The organism is Paenibacillus sp. MMS20-IR301, from assembly GCF_032302195.1.
Taxonomy (GTDB): Bacteria; Bacillota; Bacilli; order Paenibacillales; family Paenibacillaceae; genus Paenibacillus_AQ.
Window position 1 is genome coordinate 5500639 of record NZ_CP135275.1, and the last position, 22401, is coordinate 5523039.

The window sequence follows — 22401 nt, forward strand, 5'->3', positions numbered from 1 at the left end:
ATTATCCTCCAAAGTATTCGTAGGGTAAATGAATATTAATCCTTAATCTTAATTACTATGTAGATCGCCACAATATTTACATAATCACTAGTCGATTCAATTCAAGACATAATTCAAAATACTTTATACCTATTCAAGACCTGAAATACTGCCTAATCAAGCCTATTTCTTTGCCCTCTCCCTCATGTAGGGCCTTATTTTCTCCAGCTTTACTTCCCACCTCAACCTGCACCTCCGCAAACGCCCCGTTGATCAGCGTGATCTGCGGAGGCAGATGGCCGCAATCGATATCATAGACAACCGGCAGCTGCAGCTCCTCTGCCAGCTCCTGATACACATCCTCCACCGTGTAATTCTCCATAGGACGGTTCGCTGCGCTGCGGCCGAACATCAGACCCGAACAATGCTCGAACCAGCCGGCCAGCTTCATCTGTACCAGGGATCTGCGCAGATCGGCTACCTGCAGCTCGCAATTCTCCAGGTACCACAGAATCGGCTCATTCCCGATATAATGCTGCCGGAAATGCCGCACATCCCCATACGGGGTGCCGATCAGATGGCGGATGACATCAATGCAGCCGCCAAGCAGGCGTCCCTGCATCGTTACATTCTTGTTGCCAACCGTTTTCCAGCTCGTAGGCTCCGTAAGGGTGAATACATGGGGCGAAGGCTCTGCTCCCCATTCCAGCTGGTACTGCTGTGAGGAATGCTGAACCACTGATCCGCCGCTTGCTGTAGACAATACTTTTTCCCACATAGCCGTAGTCGGGTCGGTCTCCGGTCCCCGCAGATCAACAAAATTGGTCCCGTGAGCGGTAGCGATGCCCGTCCGCAGCGTAACTGCCAGCAGCAGCACACTGATATCGGAGTAGCCGACAATCCACTTGGGCGTTATCCCGCCGAAATCGACCTGTTCCATAATCTCAATCAATAACTCTCCGCCCCAGGGCGGGATTACCAGCCCAATGCTGTCATCTGCCATCATGGCATTGAATTCGGCGGCCCGCACACTTGCCGGAGCAGATTTGGCTTTATCCTGCGTCCACGCTGTTGCGCCGTATACCACACCGTAACCTTCCGAGCGCATCCGCTGGCAGGCCAGCTCCAGCAGCTCACGCAGCTCTTCCCCTACTCCTGATGAAGGTGCAGTCACACCTATAACAGCTCCTGCCTCTAATATTGGATATCTGATCATCCTGTGTTTCCTCCTTTCATAATAAAAAGATGGTACCAAACCCAAACGGATTTGAATACCATCATAATCTTGAAACTACATCATTGTTTCTCTGCCGTTAGCGGCTTATCCCGGCTGATGTCCAGAATATCGAGGAAGAAGACAAAGATCGGAATCCCCAGAATTAATCCCCATACGCCGATGTAATGCTCGGAGAACAGCAGCACGATTAAGGTGTAGAACATCGGCAGGTTCATTTTGGAAGACATCAGCTTAGGATTGAGGAAATAGCCTTCCATCACATGCAGGACGGCGATCAGCACCAGAATGTAGATCACCATCATCAGGCCGCCGGTGTTGTAGCCGATGATGCACAGCGGGATAAGCGAAATGACAAAGCCGACAACCGGAATCAGGCTGAGTGCGAAGATCATAATGGAGAGGGCAAAGAGGTACGGGAAGGGTTCGAAGAAAAAGCCCAGGACCCACAGTCCCACCACGGTAAACAAAGTATTGAACAGCGCGATCAGAATCTGTGCTTCAATAACTTTGCCGAAGGAAGAGATGAATTTCCTGCCGAAATACTCCAGCTCTACATAGAACCAGGACAGCTTGCTCTCTCTCAGACGGGAGGTAAAGGTGACAATCCGGTTTTTCTCCAGAATAAATACAAGGCTTAGAATCGTAGACAGGACAAAGGTTGTTCCCCAGTCACTGATTTTAAATACGTATCCGATTCCCTGATTCAAATAGCTCTGATAGTTCAGTTCCTTAAGGGTGGTGAAGAGGTACTGCATAATCTCGTTCTGAGGAATATCATCGGAGGTGAGGGTTCCGAGAAATGCGGTCAGTTGCTTGATCTGTGAAAAGACTTTCGGGAGATATTTGACAAGGGCCAGGACAATCATGCTGATGAGCGCCAAGTACAATATAATAATAATAACCTTGCTGTTCACCTTTACATACTTGCCGATCCGCTTGCTCAAGAGTACCTGAAAGCTGTTCATTACATAAGCGATTAGAAACGTCAGCAGCACCAGATTGAGCATATCTCTAATACTGAACAACAGCAGTCCGACCAGGGCCAGAATTAAAAAGCGGCGGACTGTTAAATTGGCAATGTAACGCTTGAATACATCCATTGTTTCCTTGTTCCTCTCCATCTGCAGGCGATTAGGATTTTAGTTATAGTGTACCGTAATGAAAACAATTTAAGCAACTTCACCCGAGTCAATTTTCCGCGAAAAAACAAACTTTATGTCAACTTGCCGGAGCTTCTGCTGCTTTATGCTATAATGTGTGCAAAATCTTTCAAATTGAAGCTTTCTATTCGAGCTTATGGAGGCCAACTGTTATGGGTAAAATCATCTGCATCACCGGCGCCTCGTCCGGCATCGGTCTTGCGTCTGCGCTTAAATTCGCTCACGAAGGCTGGACTGTCTATGCAGGAACCCGCCACCCCGAACGTGACCAGGAGCTGTACCGCGAAGTGGAGCAGCTGCACTTCGTAGAGCTGGAGGTCACGCAGCCGGAGAGCATTCAGCGGGTCATTGACCGGATTGACGAGGAGCATGGCAAGCTGGATCTGTTGTTCTGTAATGCCGGATTCGGTTATCTCCGGTCGCTTGGACAAGCACCCTTCGCGGATATCGAGCGCGTATTTGAGACCAATGTCTACGGCGTGATGCATACGATCCGGGCGGCGCTGCCGCTGCTGCGTAAAACCGGCTATGCCCATATCGTGGCTACTTCCAGCGTCGGGGGCCTGGTGGGGCAGCCGATGAACGAAATTTACTGTGCCAGCAAGTTCGCCCTGGAAGGGCTGCTTGAGAGCATGGCTGTGTATTATAAGCCCACTTTCAATATCGATATCACCCTGCTTGAGCCGGGAGCCATCGCTACCGAATTCAATAAGACTGTGCTTGGGCATGTAGCAGAAACCGGGGGCATTCTCGAAGACGAATACAAGCCGGTGCTTGATGCCTATACTAGCACTTTCCTGAAACGCAATGTGGAGCCGCAAACTGCAGCCTCCGTCGCTGAGGTGATGTGGGACCTAGCCCAAATGGAGACCAAGCCGCTGCGGCTGCGCACCTCGGAGCAGGCAGATCAATTCGTAGCCCGCAAGGTCAGCACTGATCCAACCGGTCTTGACAGTGTACTCCATATCCGAAAAATCCAGCTGGACCTGTAACGCAGTCTCAGCTCCCTGCCCCAGCTGCCATTTCCTTCACAATCAGCTCCTGATTGCTCTTGTGGAACTTGGACATGTTGCGCGGGAACGCACAGCCGGCAATCAGCGCATCCACCGCTTTCTGGCTGCCTGAAGCTGCGGCCGTGCGCAGCTTATGAATGTACTCCCGGCTTTCCTGCTTCCGCCGCTCCATCTCAAGGCGGCTGTCCGCTGCCTCCCCGTGTCCGGGGACCAGCAGCGTGACCGGGTGCCTGGACAATATCAGGTCCAGCTTGCCGAGTGTAGCCTCGTAAGACAGGCTGCTGTCGTAAATATACGGAAATTCCACATCCGATAAATAATCCCCGGCAATAAGCAGCCCTGCACCCTCCACAACAGTAAACAATCCGTCATTCGTATGACCGGGAGCCGCATATCCTGTCAGCTGCAAATCCCCGAAGCTTAGGCTCTGCCCCTCCTGCTCCACTACATGATCCACTTGGGGGTATGTAATTTCGTAGTCTCTCTGCAGATAATAGCTGTCGTCAAATGTACGGATCTGCTCCAGAATCTCCTCGCGCTCGACTTCACTTTTGTCCATAAATGCCCTGCTTGCGATGACCTCAGCGCCTTTGAAGGCCCCATATCCGATAATATGATCGAAATCCGAATGGGTGAACAACAGCAGCAGCCTCCGCCCGCCAAGTATATCCTGTACATAACTGCGGATTTCTTCCACCTCGCGGGGCAGCCAGCAGGGATCTGTCACGAGCACACATTCCGCCGTCTCCACCACAATTGAATTTGTCATGTAGAGATCACTCTGGAACAGAGTGACCGGGCCGCATTTCCATTTATACATAATAGTACCTCCCCCAGGGAATTACGCCTTCGTTATAGTTTACGATCCTTATCATACGAAAAATAACCCCCCGGCACAAAGCCGAAGGGCTATTCAAATTAAGCTGTATATTACAGCTATTCTACGATTACCGCTGGACCGGCTCGATCCGGTACGTTCCGGCTGCGCCGCCTGCAGGCGCCTCGCCGTTAATCTGCCAGCCGAAGGATAACACATCCGCCAGCCGGTTAAGCTGGGACTCCGACAATTCCGCCTCGACGGCTTCCTGGCCCTCCTCAAGCTCCAGCTTCGGTTCAAGTCCAAAGGCTACAGCAATCCAGCTGCGGATCCCGCGGATCGTGTTGTATTTGATCTGGTAGCCTTCAGTTACAGCCTGCTTGAACAGCTCCGGCTGTTCACCGGCAAGCACAGCCAGCTGCCCGTAATCAAACTGGTATTCACTCTCGTCCGCCGGCAGCTCGCCAGAAGCAACCCGGCGCAGCAGCTCTTCATCGGACCAGCCCAGGGAGCGCAGCGACTCCACCAGCAGGGCGTCCCATTGCGACAATTTCACTTTACTCTTCGTATCTGTCATTGTATCTCCTCCTTATCTATAATAACTGCCTCAGCCGGCAAAATCCCCAGCCACGTAATGCCCCGGGCTGACTTCACGCAGCCCAGCCGGTTCCTCTCCGCCCCGCGTAACCGAATACGCATCCAGCTGTATCCGCTGGCTGGCCTTCAGCGGGTCTGTCTCCAGAATGGAGGACAGCAGCGCCTTGGTATACGGATGCAGCGGATTATCATACAGCTCATCGCTCGGGGCGACCTCAACCAGGCGTCCGCCGTACATGACGCCGATCCGGTCCGAGATATGCCGGACCATCGACAGATCATGGGCAATGAACAGATAGGTCAGTCCGAATTCGGACTGCAGATCCTCCAGCATATTGACGACCTGGGCCTGTACAGAGACGTCCAGCGCCGAAATCGGCTCGTCACAGACGACGAACTCCGGCCGGACCGACAGCGCCCGGGCGATCGAGATCCGCTGGCGCTGGCCGCCGCTGAACTCATGGGGGAAGCGGTAGAGATGCTCCCGCTTCAGCCCGACCTTCTCCAGCAGCTCCGCCACCGCTTCCTTGCGCTCCCCGCCCTTATAGAGCCCGTGAATGGCCATCGGCTCACTGATCAGCTCCAGCACGTTCAGACTCGGATTCAGCGAGGAATACGGGTCCTGGAAGATCGACTGGATCCGTCTGCGGAACGGCTTCAGCCCCTTCTCACCCAGCCTGCCAAGCGGCTGGCCGTCATAGAAGACCTCACCCTCTGTATAATCGTACAGCCGGAGCAGGCAGCGGCCAACGGTCGATTTGCCGCTGCCGGATTCACCGACCAGCCCGAAGGTCTCACCCTGGCGGATCTGGAAGCTGACACCGTCAACAGCCTTAAGCACAGCCGTATCGCGTCCGCGCATATCCTTGCCTTTGGAGAAATGCTTCTTCAGATTGTTCACATCTACAAGCACCTTGCTAACGCTGCCTTCACTCAAAGGAATTCCCTCCCCACTGTTACTTCCGCCTGCTCGCCAGCCCCTTCGGCCAGCCAGCACATGGAGCGGTGTCCCGGGGCCAGCTCCGTTACCGGCGGCCGTTCACTGCAGCGGTCGAAGGCCTGCGGGCAGCGGTCCATGAACGGGCAGCCGGACGGCGGATTCAGCAGATCAGGCGGTGTGCCTTCGATCGGTATCAGCCGCTCGCGCGCTCCGCCGCCGCGCTTCGGAATTGAACGGAGCAGCCCGCGGGTATACGGATGCTGGGGACGATAGAAGATATCCTCTACCGTTCCCTCCTCCATCACGAGCCCCCCGTACATTACGATCACGCGTGTGCAGACCTGGGCGACTACACCGAGGTCGTGGGTAATCAGCGCCACCGCTGTATCTGAACGTTCCTTCAGCTCTTTGAACAGGTCGAGAATCTGCGCCTGAATCGTCGCATCCAGCGCCGTAGTCGGCTCATCCGCAATCAGCAGCTCCGGCTGGCAGGAGAGCGCCATTGCAATCATCACCCGCTGGCGCATCCCTCCGCTGAATTCATGCGGATATTGCTTCAGCCGCTGCTCCGGGTCGCGTATGCCGACCTCAAGGAGAATCTTTGCTGCTTCAGCATATGCCTCTGCCTTATTCAGTCCGCGGTGTCTGCGGATGACTTCCGTTAATTGCTGGCCTATTCGCTTCACCGGATTGAGCGAGGTCATCGGGTCCTGGAAGACCATTGCAATCCGGTTGCCGCGCAGGGCCCGCCACTGTTTCTCATTAAGTCCTTTAAGATTCTCGCCGCGAAACTCCAGCTTATCAGCACTTATGCGGCCAGGCGGCGTAATCAGCGACATGATCGCCTTAGCGGTGACGCTTTTACCGCTGCCTGACTCTCCGACAATCCCTACAGTCTCTCCGGCATCTATATGGAAGCTGACTCCGCGGACAGCCTGATTCTCGCCGTCCCGGGTAGCAAATGAAACCTGTAAATTCTCAACTGACAGCAGCCGCTTAGTCATGATGTTCCACTCCCCTATCTCCGGATCAGCTTCGGTTCAAAGCCGACCCGCAAAATATCACCCAGTACATTAAAGCTCAGCACAGTCAGCAGAATCATCAGCCCCGGAAACAGCGCCAGATAAGGCGCCTGGGCAATGTAACCCTGTGCGCTGTTCAGCATGCTGCCCCAGGTGGCATTCGGCGGCTGTACCCCGAAGCCGAGGAAGCTGAGTGATGATTCCATCATAATGGCGGAAGCGATATTATTCGTCGCACCTACAATAATAACCGGTATAAGCCCGGGCAGAATATGCCGCCAGATCATGCCGAAGGCGCTTTGTCCGGATGCTTTCGCATACAGCACATACTCGCGTTCCTTAATCGTCAGTGTCTCTGCACGGACGACACGGGCCACGTTCATCCACATCAGCAGGGCAATGATAATAATCAGATTGCCGATGCTCGGCTTCAGATAGACACTGAGCAGAAGCAGAATCAGGAAGGACGGAATCGACATGATGATATCCAGCATCCGCATCAGCAGATTATCGAGCCAGCCGCCGAAATATCCGCTGATTACCCCGACCAGCACTCCGACGAAGGTAGCAACAATCATGGAGGCGAAGCCGACCAGCAGCGAGACGCGGCCGCCGTATAGGGCTCTGGACAGATAGTCCCGGCCGTAATCATCCGTTCCGAACAGATGCCCGGCTCCGGGCTTCGTCAGCCGTGCCATCGCATCCATCGCATTAGGATCATACCCGGACAAGAAGGCGAAGATAGCTCCCAGTGTAAAAATAGCCAATATAACAAGTGCAGCGACACCCAGACCATTCGTAAACAGCTCTGACTGCAAATTTTTCCATTTACTGCGGTTCATCCTGAGGTCACCCCTTTAATTTAATACGCGGATCGACAAAGCTGTAGAGAATATCCGCCGCCAGATTACCGACAATGAGCATCAGTGAGGAGAACAGCGTAATACCCATAATCACGGGATAATCCATCCCCTTGACTGCCGTCATCCCCAGGGAGCCGATACCCGGCCAGGAGAATACTGTTTCTGTCACAATCGCTCCGGCCACCAGATCCCCCATCGACATGCCAAGCAGCGTAATTACCGGCAGCAGCACATGCTTCAGGACATGGCGGAACAGAATCGTCGATTTCTTCGAGCCAAACGCATACTGGATCTGCACATATTCCTCTTTCAGCTGTCCGATCGTGCTGGAACGGATATATCTTACATAACCGGCCAGGAAGCCGAAAGCCAGCACCGTGCAAGGCAGGATGCCGTGCTTCAGCACATCCAGCGGCGACTCTACACCAATGGTGCGCATCCCCATACTCGGCAGCAGATGCAGCTTAATCGCGAACAGATACATCAGCAGAATCGCCAGCCAGAACAGCGGAATGGAGATCCCGACATAGGATATGAAATTGATCAGCTTATCCGCCCAGCGGTTGCGGTTCGCACCGGCAATCAGGCCAAGCGGAATCGCCAGAATTACAGCCAGCGCAATCGCGCTGCCCATCAGGCCGGCTGTTGCCGGCAGGCGCTCCAGAATCTGCCCCAGCACCGGCTGGTGATTAATGAGGGAATACCCGAAGTTGCCCCGGAACATCTCCTTAATCCAGATGAAATATTGAATATAGGCAGGCTTATCCAGCCCCAGATTGTGGCGGATGCGTTCAATATCATCAGCATGCATATTAGGGGTAACAAAGGACAGCACCGGGTCTCCCGGAGCCAGCTTGATCATGGTAAAACAGACGACCGATACAAAAAACAGCATCGGCAGTGTTTGCAGCAACCTTCGGACGATGAGTTGTCTCATGCGCGGATTCTCCCAGCTCTTAACCGGCAAAAAATAAGCTGGCGCGCCAGCTTATTTTTGTGCCGTGCTTATTTTTTACGGTAATTATTTCTGATAAATCTTGGACAGGTCCTCGAAAATAACCACCGGCTTCAGTACAGCTTCATCAATACCGCCGTAGTTCTTGGATACAGCAACAACAGTCTTAGTATAAGCGATCGGGTAGATCGGCGCATCTTCAGCGATAATCTCCTGTACCTGCTTGTAGATATCGGCACGTTTCACAGGATCGGCTTCGCCGGCACCATCATTCATCAGCTTATCAACTTCGCTGTTCGAATAATGCGAGTAGTTGGAAGAGCTGTCCGTAGTGAAGAGGATACGGTAAGCGTCAGGATCATAGCCCATGATATAACCGGTCAATGCCAGTTCGTAGTCGGTAGATTTCAGATCAATGAACTTCTGTACCCAGGCCGAGGAATCCATGTTCTGCAGTTCAACTTCTACACCGGCAGCCTTCAGCTTCTGCTGCACATACAGGGAGATCGCTTCCTGTGCCTTGTTACCGCTCTGTACAATATAACGGAGCTTCAGGTTGCTCTCGCCCGCAGCCGCCAGCAGTTCCTTGGCCTTGGCAGCATCATTATCGAAGGTAGTTACATCATTAGTGAAATACAGCGCGTCCGGAGTCAGGAATGACTTCGCCGGGTCAGCATATTCACTGGAAGTGTACGCTGTCTGGATCAGCTCGTCGCGGCTCAGGGCCAGGGACAGGGCTTGACGGACTTCTTTTTTGGCAAGAGCGCCGGTATCACTGTTCGCATTGAACATCAGATAAGCCAGACGGCCTTCACTGTAAGGCAGAATTTCAAAGTTGTTAGTAGCTTGAATCGTTGCTACATCCTTCGGATCAAGGTACTGCACGTTAATCTCGCCGTTCTGCAGGGCAAGGTTCGCAGCATTGGTATCCTTGGCAATCCGGTAGGTTACAGAGTCCAGATGCGGCTTACCGCCGAAGTAGTTATCGAACCGCTCAAGCGTCAAGTATTCGCCGGCTTTGTATTCTTTGAACTTGAACGGACCGGAGCCTACAGGAGCCGCGTTCTTGGTGCTCTTCTCCAGATCGGTCTCATTCTCAAAAATATGCTTCGGAATCGGGGACACCTGCACCAGCGTTGCTTCAAACGCCGGGCTGACCTGCGGCAGCTGGAATTCAACTGTCAGATCATCGACCTTAACCGCCTTGACCGCCTTGTCGCCAATCAGGAAGTTGGCTCTCAGGAAGCTGTTCTGCTTCTCGTCAAGGATACTGTCGATAGTGAACACTACATCATCCGCCGTCAGCTTCTCACCGTCATGCCAGGTAAGTCCGTCCTTAAGCTTCAGTGTGTAAGTAAGGTTATCAGCCGAAGGTGTCAGGCTCTCAGCCAGGTAGAAGGTCTTCTCCCCATTGTTCACCTGGAACAGCGGTGCATACAGCGCCTGGTCAATCGTCAGGCTGACACGGTCACCGGCATAGTTCGGGTTAAGCACAACAGGATCAGATGCGACCCCGATAATCAAGCTGCCGCCATCCTTCGGTTCGCCTGCAGCAGGCTGCTGCGTTTCCGCCGGTGACTGGCTGGCACCCGCATTTGTCGATGCCGCATTATTTCCATTAGAGCAAGCACTAATCACTAGTGTTAATATCATCAGCATAATAACCCCGGATAATCCTTTACGCATATGTTTCTCTCCTCCATGACTGTGAGTTATCTCACTCTGTGTGTTATGCGATTATATATCGGAATAGTCGGAATTACAATGTATTAATTTTCCACTACTAAAAATTAATATACCGCCCCTGCTACAGCGCAGAATCCTCCGCATTCCAGACTCTGACTTCCTGCATAATATCCCCGCGCCGCAAGGCATCTGCATGCTCCATCCCCTCAATTACCCTGCCGAACACTGTATGCCAGCCGTCAAGATAATCGAAGTCATCATAGCAGATAAAAAACTGGCAGGAGCCTGTACCCGGCCCGAAATGGGCCATCGATAACGCCCCGCGCACATGCTTATGCGGATTCCCCTGTGTCTCGCAGGGAATACGGTCCGTACCGCCCCTGCCGGTACCGTCCGGGCAGCCGCCCTGGGCGACAAAACCGCGGACTACGCGCTGGAAAGTCAGGCCGTTGTAAAAGCCGCTGTTCGCCAGCTTTTCAAAATTGGCTACCGTTCCCGGGGCCTCCTGCTCAAACAGCTCCAGCCGGATCTCCTGTCCTTTACTCAGCTGTATGCTTGCCAGTTTCATAGTTTCCCCTCCGCATCTTCAGTCCCCGTACCTGCGGGAACTCCAATATGGGCCACGGTCTTAGCCGGCTGCTCCGGCGCATAGATCTCCTGAACATCCTCATCCGTCAGCGGCCGGAGTGCTCCGCCCTCACCATACAGAAGCACCTCGGCGCGCGGATTCATGGCCAGGAGCAGATTGATTAATTGCTGTACCTTCAAAGGCGTCTTCTCCATCATCTCACTCCAATCTGCATATCGTAGGATCCCTAATGTTTGGTCTATGCGGTATTGTACAACAGCTTCCCGGGAGATACCAATCCATAAATTACCTGAAGCGGCGCTATATTTTTGAAAAACCGGAATTAGTCCCGTACCTCTCTAAATATATTGAATACATATAATCCATATCATCTATCTGCGAATCAGAAGGGGATGTTCGATTTATGTTGACCTTATCCTGGAGCGGCTGGGTATGAGCGGGGCCCGGACCCGGGTTCTGCTGGGCAGCCCGATCCATCAAAAACCGGCTATTCTAGAGCAATTCCTGAATTCCCTGCTGCGTCTCCGCCTCAACCATATTGAACTGCATTTCTATTTCATTGATGATAACCAGGACGAAGCCTCCAGCCGGCTTCTGCAGCAGTTCGCCGGGAGCGGCCGGGAAGTCTTCCTGCAGACCTCAGGGTTCCATGACGCCTATATCCGTGACGACACCACCCACTTCTGGAACTCCAATCTGGTGTGGAAGGTGGCCGCTTTCAAGAATCTGATGATCCGCCGGGCGGATGCCTTCGGGTATGATTATCTCTTCCTGATTGATTCCGATCTCATTCTGCATCCGGACACACTGCTGCACCTGCTTGCCACGGACAAGGATATTATCTCTGAGGTGTTCTGGACCCAGTGGCAGCCGGGTGCGATTATGCAGCCGCAGGTCTGGGTTCATGACGAATACAACCAATGGGAGGTGCTTCCCGGCGAGCAGCTCTCCCGCGAGGAGATTAACCACCGGTTCCATGCCTTCCTGCAGAAGCTCCAGCAGCCGGGCGTCTATGAGGTCGGCGGCCTCGGCGCCTGCACGCTGATCAGCAGCCGGGCGATTGCCTCCGGCGTCAGCTATGACCGGGTCCGCAACATCTCTTACTGGGGTGAGGACCGCCATTTCTGCATCCGGGCAGCTGCGCTCGGCATCCCGCTGTTCGTGGACACCCACTACCCGGCGCTGCATCTCTACAGGGACAGCGACCTGCAGAAGGTGGCGGAATTCGTTCAGGCGGAGGAGGCGGATGCGGGGAATCAAGCCGTAAAAGCTCCCCCGGGCGAGGCGGATGACGCCCCGGCGGACAAAAGAGCGCTGGACGGGGCCGCCCAGTGGGATGCACTGTGGTCCAAGGCCGAGGCGCAGCGGCGCTTGTCGAAGGAGCCGCTGGCGCCCGGCGGGGACGGCAGCGCGGCAGAGCCGCCGGACAGGAATCCGGCGGCAGGCGGTGAGGCCGATGCGGCGAGCGGAGCTGATGCAGAGGCCCTGGCCGCTGACGCAGAGGTGGAGGCGGCAGCGGGCAAGGCGATAGATGGGGCCGGCGGCGAAGCGGCCCGGCGGCCGAAGCTGACGCTCACGATGGTCGTCAAGAATGAGGGCAAGCGCTTCCTGCGGCAGGTGCTGCAGGAGCACCGCCAATATATCGATGAGGCAGTCATCATCGATGACGGCAGTACCGATGACACGGCAGAGATATGCCGGGAGGTGCTTCAGGGAATTCCGCTGCATCTGGTGCGTAATGATGTTTCCCGCTTCAATCATGAATCGGAGCTGCGCAAGCAGCAGTGGGAGGCGGTCGTGCAGACGGGGCCGGAATGGATTCTAAGTCTGGATGCCGATGAAATGTTTGAGTCCGGGTTCCGCAGCGAAGTGGATTCCCTGCTGCGTACGGATAACTGCGACCTGTTCTGCTTCAGGCTCTACGACTTCTGGAACGACAATCATTACCGGGAAGATATGTACTGGCGCTCCCATCAGAGCTACCGTCCCTTCCTGGTCCGTTACCGGGAGGATTTCAATTACCTCTGGAATGACCTGCCGCAGCACTCCGGGCGGCTGCCGGAGAATGTATTTGAGCTGTCCCACCAGCTGAGCAATCTGCGGCTGAAGCATCTCGGCTGGTCGAAGCCGGAATACCGGCTGGAGAAATATTTGCGCTACATGACGCTTGACCCGGACGGCCAATACGGCTGGAAGGAGCAGTATCTGTCCATTCTTGACCCGCATCCTCATCTGGTGCCCTGGAGCGAATAACAGAAGTATAATAGAAGTTCCAATAAACAAACATAGCCAAACTCCAGCCCCAAGACTACAAGCCGAGTCTTTAGATTATAACTAATAATTAACGCTCAACCTGGTGAAATCTCATCCTGTCCGGTATCATGGGAGCCAAAAGGTGCCGGGAGTACTGTACTTTATCGCAGTTATAGCTACTTATTTTGAACTGGAGAACTTCCTGATTCCGCAGCACATCTTGCCCGAATTGCAAGTTACGAGTAGGCTGCTATAGGACTACCGCTCATGTTATAACTGTAATTTGTACAACTATAACGCTTCATTCCTGCGCAGGAACATTTCTAATTGCACTTTGTACACTTAAAAATGGCTTCTTTGCTGCAAAAGAACAATTTCCCTACTTTTAATTGTACAGAATACAGTTATCCCTAGACATGCGGGTTTTCGCCGGCTTTTAATTGCACAGAATACAACTATTATCCGCTTTTGGCTCCACGCTGCTCCTAAATGCGCGGTGCTTAGCCCACGGCGGCTGTCAAACCTCTTGATTAATGCTGCGCAACCATCTGGTCTGCTGCACAGGCCACGTACATTTTTAATACAACGCGCGAAGATTTTTAGAGCTGTATAAAGTAGTACAAAAAAAGGAAAAGCGCTGCTGCCTTACGGCGGAACGCTTTTCCTTCTTCTTTTCAAACGGCTCCGGTTACATTGAACCCGCCGTCTTCGCAGGCTCCGGCTCCGGTTTCGTTATCGAAACGGCCAACCCGCCGTCAGCAATATCCACAGCCAGCACTGAGCCTTCTTCGGCTTCTCCGGCGATCAGTGCGCGTGCCACCCGGGTCTCCAGGCTGCGCTGGATGAACCGCTTCAGCGGTCTTGCGCCATAGACGGAATCGAAGCCTTCCTCGGCGATGAAGCGGACCGCCGCTTCACTGAGCGTAAGCCCGATGCCCCGTTCGGCCAGACGCAGACGGAGCCCATCGACCAGCTTAACGACGATCTGCCCGGTTTCGCTGAGCGTCAAGGGCTTGAACATTACAATATCGTCTACCCGGTTCAGGAACTCCGGACGGAAATGGCCGCGCAGCTCATTCATTACCAGGTTCTTAACGGCTTCAGTCAGCTCGCCGTTGTCATCCGTACCTTGAATCAGATGAGGAGAGCCGATATTGGAGGTCATGATAATAATTGTGTTCTTGAAGTCAACCACCCGGCCCTGCGAGTCGGTCAGCCGCCCGTCATCCAGCAGCTGCAGGAGGATGTTGAACACATCAGGGTGGGCTTTCTCCACTTCATCCAGCAGCACGACCGTATAAGGCTGGCGGCGTACCGCCTCTGTCAGCTGGCCGCCTTCCTCGTAGCCGATATATCCGGGAGGAGCGCCGACCAGACGCGAAACGCTATGCTTCTCCATATACTCCGACATATCGATGCGGATCATGCCGTCCTCGCGGTCAAACAGCGATACGGCGAGCGCTTTGGCCAGCTCGGTCTTGCCGACACCAGTCGGCCCGAGGAACAGGAACGAACCGATCGGCCGGTTCGGGTCCTTGATGCCGGCTCTGGCCCGGAGCACCGCATCTGCCACCAGCCGGACAGCTTCATCCTGTCCGACCACCCGTTCATGCAGCGTATCTTCAAGCCGCAGCAGCTTATCCCGCTCGCCTTCCACGAGCCGGCTGACCGGAACACCGGTCCAGCGCGAGACAATATCGGCAATCTCCTCTTCCGTCACGGCTTCGCGCAGCAGCCGGGTCTCCTGATCCTGCGAAGCAGCCTCCTCAGCGGCCTTCAGCTGCCGTTCCAGATCAGGAATAATACCATAGCTCAGCTCGGCCGACTTGTTAAGATCATAGATCTCCTGCGCATCGACCAGCTCCTTGCGCGCTTGCTCCAGCCGCTTCTTCAGCTCGCGGAGACCTTGAATCGCCGATTTCTCCTTCTCCCAGCGGACAGTCATGCCCAGATGCTTCTCCTTCAGATCAGCCAGCTCCCGCTGCAGGATTTCAAGACGGCGCCTGCTGGCGTCATCGGTTTCCTTTTTCAGGGCAGCCTCTTCAATCTCCATCTGCATCAGGCGGCGGGTCACCTCATCCATCTCGCCGGGCATCGAATCGATCTCGGTACGGATCATCGCGCAGGCTTCATCCACCAGATCGATCGCCTTATCCGGCAGGAAGCGGTCTGTAATGTAGCGGTTTGACAGTACCCCGGCTGCAACCAGTGCGCTGTCATAGATTTTGACCCCGTGATGCACCTCGAAGCGTTCCTTGAGGCCGCGCAGGATGGAAATCGTATCCTCGACATCCGGCTCGCTGACCAGTACCTGCTGGAAGCGGCGTTCGAGCGCCGGGTCCTTCTCGATGTATTTGCGGTACTCATCCAGCGTAGTGGCCCCGATACAATGCAGCTCGCCCCGGGCCAGCATCGGCTTCAGCATATTGCCCGCGTCCATGGCCCCTTCGGTCTTCCCTGCGCCGACAATGGTATGCAGCTCATCAATGAACAGGATGATCCGGCCGTCACTCTCGCGGATCTCCTTCAGCACGGCTTGCAGCCGCTCCTCGAATTCCCCGCGGTATTTGGCTCCGGCAATCAGGGCGCTCATATCCAGCGAGAAAATCGTCTTGTCCTTCAGTCCCTCCGGCACATCCCGGCGGACAATCCGGTGGGCCAGTCCTTCCACGATCGCTGTTTTACCGACGCCCGGTTCCCCGATCAGCACCGGATTGTTCTTGGTCTTGCGCGACAGAATACGGATGACCCGGCGGATCTCGGCATCACGCCCGATCACGGGGTCAATCTTGCCCGCCCGCACCTCAGCAACGAGATCACGGCCGTATTTCTCCAGCACCTCATAGGTGGCCTCCGGCTCCCGGCTCGTCACCCGCTGGTGTCCGCGGATCTCGGCCAGCACCCCGAGCAGCTTCTCGCGCGAGATCCCCCGGCTCGTGAACAGCCCGCGCAGCTCACGGCTGCCGCTGCCGGAATCAGACACCATCGCCAGTACGGCATGCTCCACGGCCACGAATTCGTCCTGCATCCCGGCCGCTTCCCGCTCCGCCTCTTCCAGCAGGGCGATCAGCGCAGGCGAGGCATAACGCCGCATCGTGCCTGCGCCGCTGCCGCTTACGCTCGGCTTCCGCTGCAGCAGCGCCTCCGTTCCCTGCAGCAGCTCGGCTGCAGGAATATTCATCTTCTGCAGCAGGCGGGGCAGCAGCCCCTCGGACTGCAAGAGCAGTGCCTTCAGCAGATGGAGATTATCTATCTCCTGGTGTCCGCCGGCAGCAGCCAGCGACTGGGCTTCTGCAACAGCTTCCTGCAGCTTCTGTGTCAGCTTATTGAAATCCATAAGAATCAGCACCTTTCTTTCATGTAAATGCCGGTGTAGTCCCGGCCGCAGCCTGTAATACTATCAGTCAGCCGGATGCCCGGCGTTATAATTATTGTCAATATTATCCCGTGGTGGCTCTGCGCCGCTGTGCCCCGCCGGGAGCCTGCCGCTTCGCTCCGGCCTGGAAGCTGCCGGAATCGGCCAGCTGGCGGTACAGCTTCTTCTCGGCCTCCGAGGTCTCTGCCGGAATAACGAGCTCAAGCTTGAACAGAATATCACCGTTCGTACCGTCCGGACGCTTAAGCCCCTTGCCGGAGAGCCGCAGCGACCGGCCGCCCGGCATCCCTGCGGGAATCTTTAGCTTGACGCTGCTGCCATCCGGCAGCGCCACCCTGGCTTCCCCGCCAAGCACCGCCTGCCAGGGGGCAATCTCAATCGTGCCGAGCAAATCCCCGCCGTCCGGCTCATAAATGTCATGCGGCAGGAGATGCAGTGAGATCAGCAGGTCGCCTCCCTCTCCTGCGCTGCCGCCGGGAACCCGGATGACCGTCCCTTCAGCCGAGCGCGCCGGAATCTGCACATTCAGATCCTTGCCTCCGGCCTGAACACTGATGCTTCCGCCCCGGTACGCCTGCTCCAGTGTAATATCCAGCTGGGCCTGCATTGTACTGTACCCGTCAGCCCAGGGGTCTCCGCTCTGGCGGGCAGCTCCGCCGCCAAAAAAATCAAAACCGGACCGCTCAGCCGCCCCCCGGCTGCCGAAGAACATCCCGAACAGGTCTTCTTCGGCGATGCCGCCGGAGCCAGCTCCGCTGCTCCAGCCCGCACCAAAGGGCGTTTCCCACGACGACGAGGAGGCTGATCCGTTGCCCCGCGGCCCCCGCGCTCCCGCACGGCCGGAGCCGTAGCGGAGCTCCTCATCATAGATTTCCCGCTTCTCTTCATTACCCAGCACTTCGTACGCTTCGGCTGCTTCCTTGAACTTCGCCTCCGCCTCCGGAGCCTTGTTGACATCAGGATGCCACTTCTTGGCCAGTTTCTGATAGGCCTTCTTAATCTCCTGCTTCGACGACTGCCTGCCGACACCCAGAGTCTCGTAATAATTCGCTGCCATCCGTACCTCCTCCTTTCGTATAATGGGAAACATTAAAAGGATCTATATAGGATTCCGCCCTGTAACAAGCCTATTCCCGGCTTACCTGATTATTCACAAGGCTGATACAGTTTCACTCCCCGTGAACACCACCACTGCAGGAGTTGCTAAGGCGCTTTTTATATAGAACTTAACCCTTTTTTCAGGAAAAAGCGCATCATAGCAGAACTCCCACTACAATGCGCCTGTGATCTTGCTATATGAAAAGCCCGGCTCTCCGCTTCCCCCGGAGAACCACTCACCCTGTGAGTTAATCCTGCTGCTTACTGCAGCGGCCCGCCGGATGAGCCTCCGCCATCCTGAATTTCAATACGTTTGCCCTGAGTCTTCTGCCGCTTCGGCACCTCAAGGCTCAGCACGCCGTCCTGAAGTGATGCGCGGATGCCTTCCTCCGCAATATCCTGAACGTAGAAGCGGCGCACATACTGGCCATACCGCCGTTCGCGGCGCACGGCCATTTGCTCCTTGTTGTCTTCGCTCTTCTCTTCTTTGCGGACTGCCTTAATCGTCAAGTATGGGCTGGTATAGTCGATGTTGATATCCTCTTTTTTGAATCCCGGAAGCTCGGCTTCAATCAGATATGCTCCTTCACTCTCGCGGACATCGGTCCGGAAGGACAGCGCTGAGCTTGTGAGCGGTGCGAAGAAATCATCGTTAAATACTTCGTTCAGCGACTTGGCCAGCACACCAAAAGCATCTTCTCTGCGTTTACCAAACGGAACCAAATCAAACATAATCCATTCTCCTCTCGTTGACCTCAGTTATTATTGTACTTCCGCTTTAACTTTGACTTTGACTTTATTTGACCTATGACTTTATTATAGTCCCTGTCTGCGGGGATGACAAAACGGAAATAAGCCGAAAAACCGGAGAATCCCGGCATTTCGGCCTGTTTTTTGGGTTAAATTTTAACCTTAATCATGATTTGACCTTATTTGACCTTAAGGCTTCATTTCACATAACGTGCCCGGTATTCGCTCTCCAGCATACCCATCATAATTACGTCATGATACTCATGGTTGTAAAATAACGTGTCGCGCCGCACCCCTTCCCGGACAAATCCAACCGATTCATAGACATGCGCCGCACGGGCATTATAGCTATAGACCTCCAGCTCGATCCGGTGCAGATTGAGAATACCAAATCCGTAGTCCAGCATAAGCAGCAGCGCCTCACGCCCGTACCCTTGTCCCTGATAGCGTTCCTCACCGATGGCGATCCGCAGATTCGCACTGCGGTTGTCCGGGTCGATATCCTGAATGGCGATGTCACCGATCACCTCATCATTCTCCTTCAGGGCAATAAGCAGCAGCACCGTACTGTCATCTCCCGCTTTGCGCTCAATATAGCCGGCAATCTGCTCTTTCGTTATATGCTTCTTCGTTCCCGTAAGTCTGCGGACCTCTGTACCATAGAACATATGATAATATAATCCGGCGTCTTCCCCGTTAAGCGGGCGCAGATATACCTGTGCTCCTGTCAAAAGCGCTGAATGCTTAGTCATGCCTGTCATCTCCTGCCTGGTGTTATAGCCCTAATGGTAAAGCAAATCTGTATACTATAAAATATACAGAAACGTCTATTTTCAAAGGACAGATTGATAGGTGAAAGATGCTGCTTGTCCCGGATTTGAACGAACACAGCGAAACCCCGTACTACATACAGCTCTATGATTATCTGGCAAAAGAAATCATCTCCGGCACCCTGCCCGGCGGCACGCGTCTGCCTTCGATCCGCCGGCTGGCCGGGCTGTGCGGCATCAGCGCCACCCCTGTCGAGCTGGCCTATCAGCAGCTGCTTGCGGAGGGCTTCATCGCCAGCAAGCCGCGCAGCGGCTATTATGTGCTGCAGATTCACATAAGCGGTACTTCAGCGGAAGCAGCAGGACAGACACTTCCGGCAGCCGAGCCTATAACCCCCCGCGATCCGCGGAGGTATCCGTATGATTTCCATATGTCCCGCAATGATTTCACCACGTTCCCGCATAAAATATGGCGCAGCCTCTATCAGGAGCAGCTGACGAATCCCGATCTGCTGCAATACGGCGATCCGCAGGGGGAGCCTGCGCTCCGCGCCAGCATTGCCACTTATCTGCGGCAGTTCCGCGGGCTGCGCTGCACGGCCGATCAGGTCGTTATCGGCGGCGACCAGTATACGCTCTGTTCGCTGCTGTGCCTGATGCTTAAGGAACGGGTAACCCGGCTCGCAATTGAGGATCCGGGATATCATCTGCTGCCGGCAGCGTTCAAACGCAGCGGTTATGAGATTAAGCCCATTCCGCTGGAAGAGGAGGGCCTGCAGGCAGGGAAGCTGTATGGCAGCGGGGCAGACGCTGTATATATCTCTCCCTCTCATCAGTTCCCCCGCGGGATGGCTATGCCGGTTGCAGGACGCCTCGCCTTGCTGGAGTGGGCGCGGTCTGTGAGCGGCTATATCATTGAGGATGATTATGACGGGGAGTTCCGCTATCACGGGCGGCCCATTCCAGCCCTTCAGGGACTGGTCCCGGACAGTCCTGTCATCTATATGTGCAGCTTTGCCCAGTCATTCACTCCTGCACTCTGCATTCATTATATGGTTCTGCCCCGGGAGCTGCTGCCTGTCTATCACAGCCTGAGAAGCGAGCTGTATCTGGAGCATTCGGCCTCGCGGCTGCATCAGATTGCCCTGCATTATTTCATGGAACGGGGCTACTTTGAGAAGCATCTGCGCAGGATAAGGCTGCTCTACCAGCGCAAGCATGACCTGCTGGTACAGGCGGTCAGTCATTACTTCGGAGATGCCGCGGCGCTCAGCGGCCAGGGTGCAGGCTTCCATCTGCTGCTGACACTGAAGCAGCCGGCAGCGGGTGGTGCACACGAGCTTGCCGCCGCAGCCGGGGCTGCCGGTATCCGCGTCACACCCATGTCTTATACATGGTGGGACAAGCCGGGCAGTAATCATCCTGAGTTCATTCTGGGCTTCGGCGGTATTGCCGGGGGACTGATTGACGAAGGCATCCGCAGACTGGCGGAGGTATGGCTTGGGGAAGCTTTCCAGGCAGAGGGCAAATGATTTATTGAGTTTATATTCCGATAGAAAAGCTATCAGCCGTATTTCGCCTGCAGCTCTGCAAGCCTCCGCCTCACCTCTGCCACCAGCTCCGGCGGCTCCTGTACAGTAGCCTCATTGCAGAGGCCGATTATAAACCGCGCGAAGAATCCCAGATCCTGCCCCGGAATTTCTCCTTCCAGCCAGCCTGTGCCCTCTTCGCGGATATGCAGCAGCGGCGGAGCCCAGACCTCCGCTTCGCAGGCTTGAACGCCTTCGGCTGTCAGCTCTGCGTACAGCTTGACCATGGCCGGGGCAGTTTGCCGGCTCACCCTGCCGTAAGCCTCCCTGTTCCCGAGATGGACATGCCCCAGATCAAGGGCTGCCGGACCGGACCCGTCCGCTGCTGCGGACTGAATCCGGTCACAGCGGAATACGCGGATATCGCCGCGCAGGAAGCAATACGCCGGGCAGTACCAGAGCCCGTTGCTCGCATAAATACCGACTGGCTGAATCCACCGCTCCTGCCGCTGCCCCCGTGATTCGTAGTCGATCCGCAGCACCTTTTGCCCGGTGGCCGCTTCCAGCAGCAGGGCCAGATAAGGGAATTCCGCCTGCCTGGCCGGGGTCAGGAAATCAATCCGGTGCTTCATCTCATCAATACGGTCGCGGACATCGCCGGACATATAGTTATAGAATTTATGCAGGGCAGATAATGATTCCTCCTTAAAGGGGAGATACTTGTAGTGGCGGAGCGCATGGCTGGCGAAAAAAATCGCCACCGCCTCCTCCTCCGTAAACGCAATCGGCGGCAGAATCCGTTCATTCAGCACCTGATAGCCGCCATGCGGCCCTACTTCAGAGTAGAGCGGAACACCCAGCTCACCCAGCTCCTGCAGATCCCGGAGGATCGTCCGGGAGGATACATTGAACTCATCGGCCAGCTCTTTGACTGTAAATTTGCGCTTGCGGTTGACCGTCATCATCAGGTCCAGCAGCCGTTTGGACTTCGACATAGGCTTCCCTCCAATTATTTTTATATTTATGACAATAGCTGTCACTATTACAGATTACACTATAATCAGAGCCGGTCAGCAAAGGCAAGGCAAATCAATCATAAGGAGCGATTTAAATATGACACTGCAAGTAAATCCTTTTATTCTGGTAGATGGTACAGCGGATGAGGCGATTGCCTTTTATCAGGAGGCACTGGGCGCTAAGCTGCTCTTCAAACAAACGGTCGGCGAAGGCCCGCAGAACCCGGAAGCACCGATGTCTGAAGCGGAGCAGGCACGTATCGCCCATTCCGTACTGCTGGTGGGTGAGACGAAATTTTTCGTGGCCGACCAGGAGCTGAACCAGCCGCTAACCCATGGGAACGGCATCACCATCTGCATTACAGTAGACACCCCGGATGAAGCCCGGCAGCTGTATAATGCTCTGGGGGAAGGCGGAACGGTGGATCTCGAGCTCAGCCCCGCTTATTTCAGCCCGGCCTACGGCATGGTCACCGATAAGTTTGGCGTAGCTTTCCAGATATTTACGAAGCGCCCGCAATAAAGTATATCTATAGGCAATATCCGATTGGATGGGTGAAGTTATCAGCTTATCAAGGTTATCTAGAAAGCATTCAGGACATTCAAGCCTGACAGCGGCCGGAAGTCCTTATGTTCACTTAAGCAGCGGCCAAACTTCGATTTCCCGTCTTAGGACGTCTTAATCTTAATTAGTTGGAAAAACGCATCTTAATTCAGCGATTTTGAGGCATTTGCCGGAATTAGGTGGATA

Annotated in this window: 20 protein-coding genes; 4 read left to right on the plus strand and 16 right to left on the minus strand. The window is 54.8% G+C overall.

Annotated features, from left to right (window positions below):
- Positions 1–133: 133 nt before the first annotated feature.
- Positions 134–1195 carry a S66 family peptidase gene (locus LOS79_RS23420; protein WP_315412733.1) on the minus strand — a complete coding sequence of 354 codons (1062 nt, stop codon included), beginning with the start codon at positions 1193–1195 and terminating at the stop codon, positions 134–136.
- Positions 1196–1275: 80 nt separating this feature from the next.
- A complete protein-coding gene (locus LOS79_RS23425) occupies positions 1276–2316 on the minus strand; it encodes an AI-2E family transporter (RefSeq protein ID WP_315412735.1) in 1041 nt (346 codons plus the stop codon).
- 212 nt (positions 2317–2528) lie between these two features.
- On the opposite strand from LOS79_RS23425, the gene LOS79_RS23430 reads away from it, so the two are divergent.
- Complete coding sequence (locus LOS79_RS23430) at positions 2529–3368, plus strand: SDR family oxidoreductase (RefSeq protein WP_315412737.1); 840 nt, start codon at positions 2529–2531, stop codon at positions 3366–3368.
- A 7-nt stretch (positions 3369–3375) separates the two neighbouring features.
- Here the strand turns inward: LOS79_RS23430 and LOS79_RS23435 are convergent, their stop codons facing one another.
- The 9 genes from LOS79_RS23435 to LOS79_RS23475 all read right to left on the minus strand — a co-directional run bounded on the left by LOS79_RS23435 (position 3376) and on the right by LOS79_RS23475 (position 11055).
- Complete coding sequence (locus tag LOS79_RS23435) at positions 3376–4209, minus strand: MBL fold metallo-hydrolase (RefSeq protein ID WP_315412739.1); 834 nt, start codon at positions 4207–4209, stop codon at positions 3376–3378.
- 127 nt (positions 4210–4336) lie between these two features.
- Positions 4337–4783: a hypothetical protein gene (locus tag LOS79_RS23440; RefSeq protein ID WP_315412740.1), complete on the minus strand. Its 447-nt coding sequence runs from the start codon at positions 4781–4783 to the stop codon at positions 4337–4339.
- A 30-nt stretch (positions 4784–4813) separates the two neighbouring features.
- Complete coding sequence (locus LOS79_RS23445) at positions 4814–5740, minus strand: ABC transporter ATP-binding protein (RefSeq protein ID WP_397386682.1); 927 nt, start codon at positions 5738–5740, stop codon at positions 4814–4816.
- Positions 5737–6747: an ABC transporter ATP-binding protein gene (locus tag LOS79_RS23450; protein WP_315412741.1), complete on the minus strand. Its 1011-nt coding sequence runs from the start codon at positions 6745–6747 to the stop codon at positions 5737–5739. Before LOS79_RS23450 ends, LOS79_RS23445 begins: the two co-directional genes overlap by 4 nt.
- Before the next feature lie 14 nt (positions 6748–6761).
- Positions 6762–7607 (minus strand): ABC transporter permease, encoded by an 846-nt coding sequence (locus LOS79_RS23455; RefSeq protein ID WP_315412743.1) that lies wholly within the window; start codon positions 7605–7607, stop codon positions 6762–6764.
- 7 nt (positions 7608–7614) lie between these two features.
- On the minus strand, positions 7615–8565 hold the full coding sequence (locus LOS79_RS23460) for an ABC transporter permease (protein ID WP_315412744.1): 951 nt from the start codon (positions 8563–8565) through the stop codon (positions 7615–7617).
- 84 nt (positions 8566–8649) lie between these two features.
- Complete coding sequence (locus LOS79_RS23465; RefSeq protein ID WP_315412746.1) at positions 8650–10269, minus strand: ABC transporter substrate-binding protein; 1620 nt, start codon at positions 10267–10269, stop codon at positions 8650–8652.
- A 121-nt stretch (positions 10270–10390) separates the two neighbouring features.
- Positions 10391–10837 (minus strand): peptidylprolyl isomerase, encoded by a 447-nt coding sequence (locus LOS79_RS23470; protein WP_315412747.1) that lies wholly within the window; start codon positions 10835–10837, stop codon positions 10391–10393.
- The gene (locus LOS79_RS23475; RefSeq protein ID WP_315412749.1) at positions 10834–11055 is read right to left on the minus strand and encodes a hypothetical protein; all 222 of its coding nucleotides are present in this window, start codon (positions 11053–11055) and stop codon (positions 10834–10836) included. The genes LOS79_RS23470 and LOS79_RS23475 overlap by 4 nt, the downstream gene beginning before the upstream one ends.
- Positions 11056–11290: 235 nt before the next feature.
- On the opposite strand from LOS79_RS23475, the gene LOS79_RS23480 reads away from it, so the two are divergent.
- The gene (locus LOS79_RS23480) at positions 11291–13111 is read left to right on the plus strand and encodes a glycosyltransferase (RefSeq protein ID WP_315412750.1); all 1821 of its coding nucleotides are present in this window, start codon (positions 11291–11293) and stop codon (positions 13109–13111) included.
- 688 nt (positions 13112–13799) lie between these two features.
- On the opposite strand, the gene clpB is transcribed toward LOS79_RS23480, so the two are convergent.
- The 4 genes from clpB to LOS79_RS23500 all read right to left on the minus strand — a co-directional run bounded on the left by clpB (position 13800) and on the right by LOS79_RS23500 (position 19087).
- Complete coding sequence (clpB, locus tag LOS79_RS23485; protein WP_315412752.1) at positions 13800–16448, minus strand: ATP-dependent chaperone ClpB; 2649 nt, start codon at positions 16446–16448, stop codon at positions 13800–13802.
- A gap of 103 nt (positions 16449–16551) precedes the next feature.
- Positions 16552–17544 carry a DnaJ C-terminal domain-containing protein gene (locus LOS79_RS23490; protein ID WP_397386683.1) on the minus strand — a complete coding sequence of 331 codons (993 nt, stop codon included), beginning with the start codon at positions 17542–17544 and terminating at the stop codon, positions 16552–16554.
- A gap of 302 nt (positions 17545–17846) precedes the next feature.
- Entirely contained in the window at positions 17847–18317 is a 471-nt protein-coding gene (locus tag LOS79_RS23495) for an Hsp20/alpha crystallin family protein (protein ID WP_315412754.1), read from the minus strand.
- 215 nt (positions 18318–18532) lie between these two features.
- The gene (locus tag LOS79_RS23500) at positions 18533–19087 is read right to left on the minus strand and encodes a GNAT family N-acetyltransferase (protein ID WP_315412756.1); all 555 of its coding nucleotides are present in this window, start codon (positions 19085–19087) and stop codon (positions 18533–18535) included.
- 125 nt (positions 19088–19212) lie between these two features.
- Between LOS79_RS23500 and LOS79_RS23505 the strand changes: the two genes are divergently transcribed.
- On the plus strand, positions 19213–20637 hold the full coding sequence (locus LOS79_RS23505; RefSeq protein WP_315412757.1) for a MocR-like pyridoxine biosynthesis transcription factor PdxR: 1425 nt from the start codon (positions 19213–19215) through the stop codon (positions 20635–20637).
- 32 nt (positions 20638–20669) lie between these two features.
- Here the strand turns inward: LOS79_RS23505 and LOS79_RS23510 are convergent, their stop codons facing one another.
- Positions 20670–21629 carry a helix-turn-helix transcriptional regulator gene (locus tag LOS79_RS23510; RefSeq protein WP_315412759.1) on the minus strand — a complete coding sequence of 320 codons (960 nt, stop codon included), beginning with the start codon at positions 21627–21629 and terminating at the stop codon, positions 20670–20672.
- A 118-nt stretch (positions 21630–21747) separates the two neighbouring features.
- On the opposite strand from LOS79_RS23510, the gene LOS79_RS23515 reads away from it, so the two are divergent.
- The gene (locus tag LOS79_RS23515; RefSeq protein WP_315412761.1) at positions 21748–22173 is read left to right on the plus strand and encodes a VOC family protein; all 426 of its coding nucleotides are present in this window, start codon (positions 21748–21750) and stop codon (positions 22171–22173) included.
- Positions 22174–22401 lie beyond the last annotated feature (228 nt).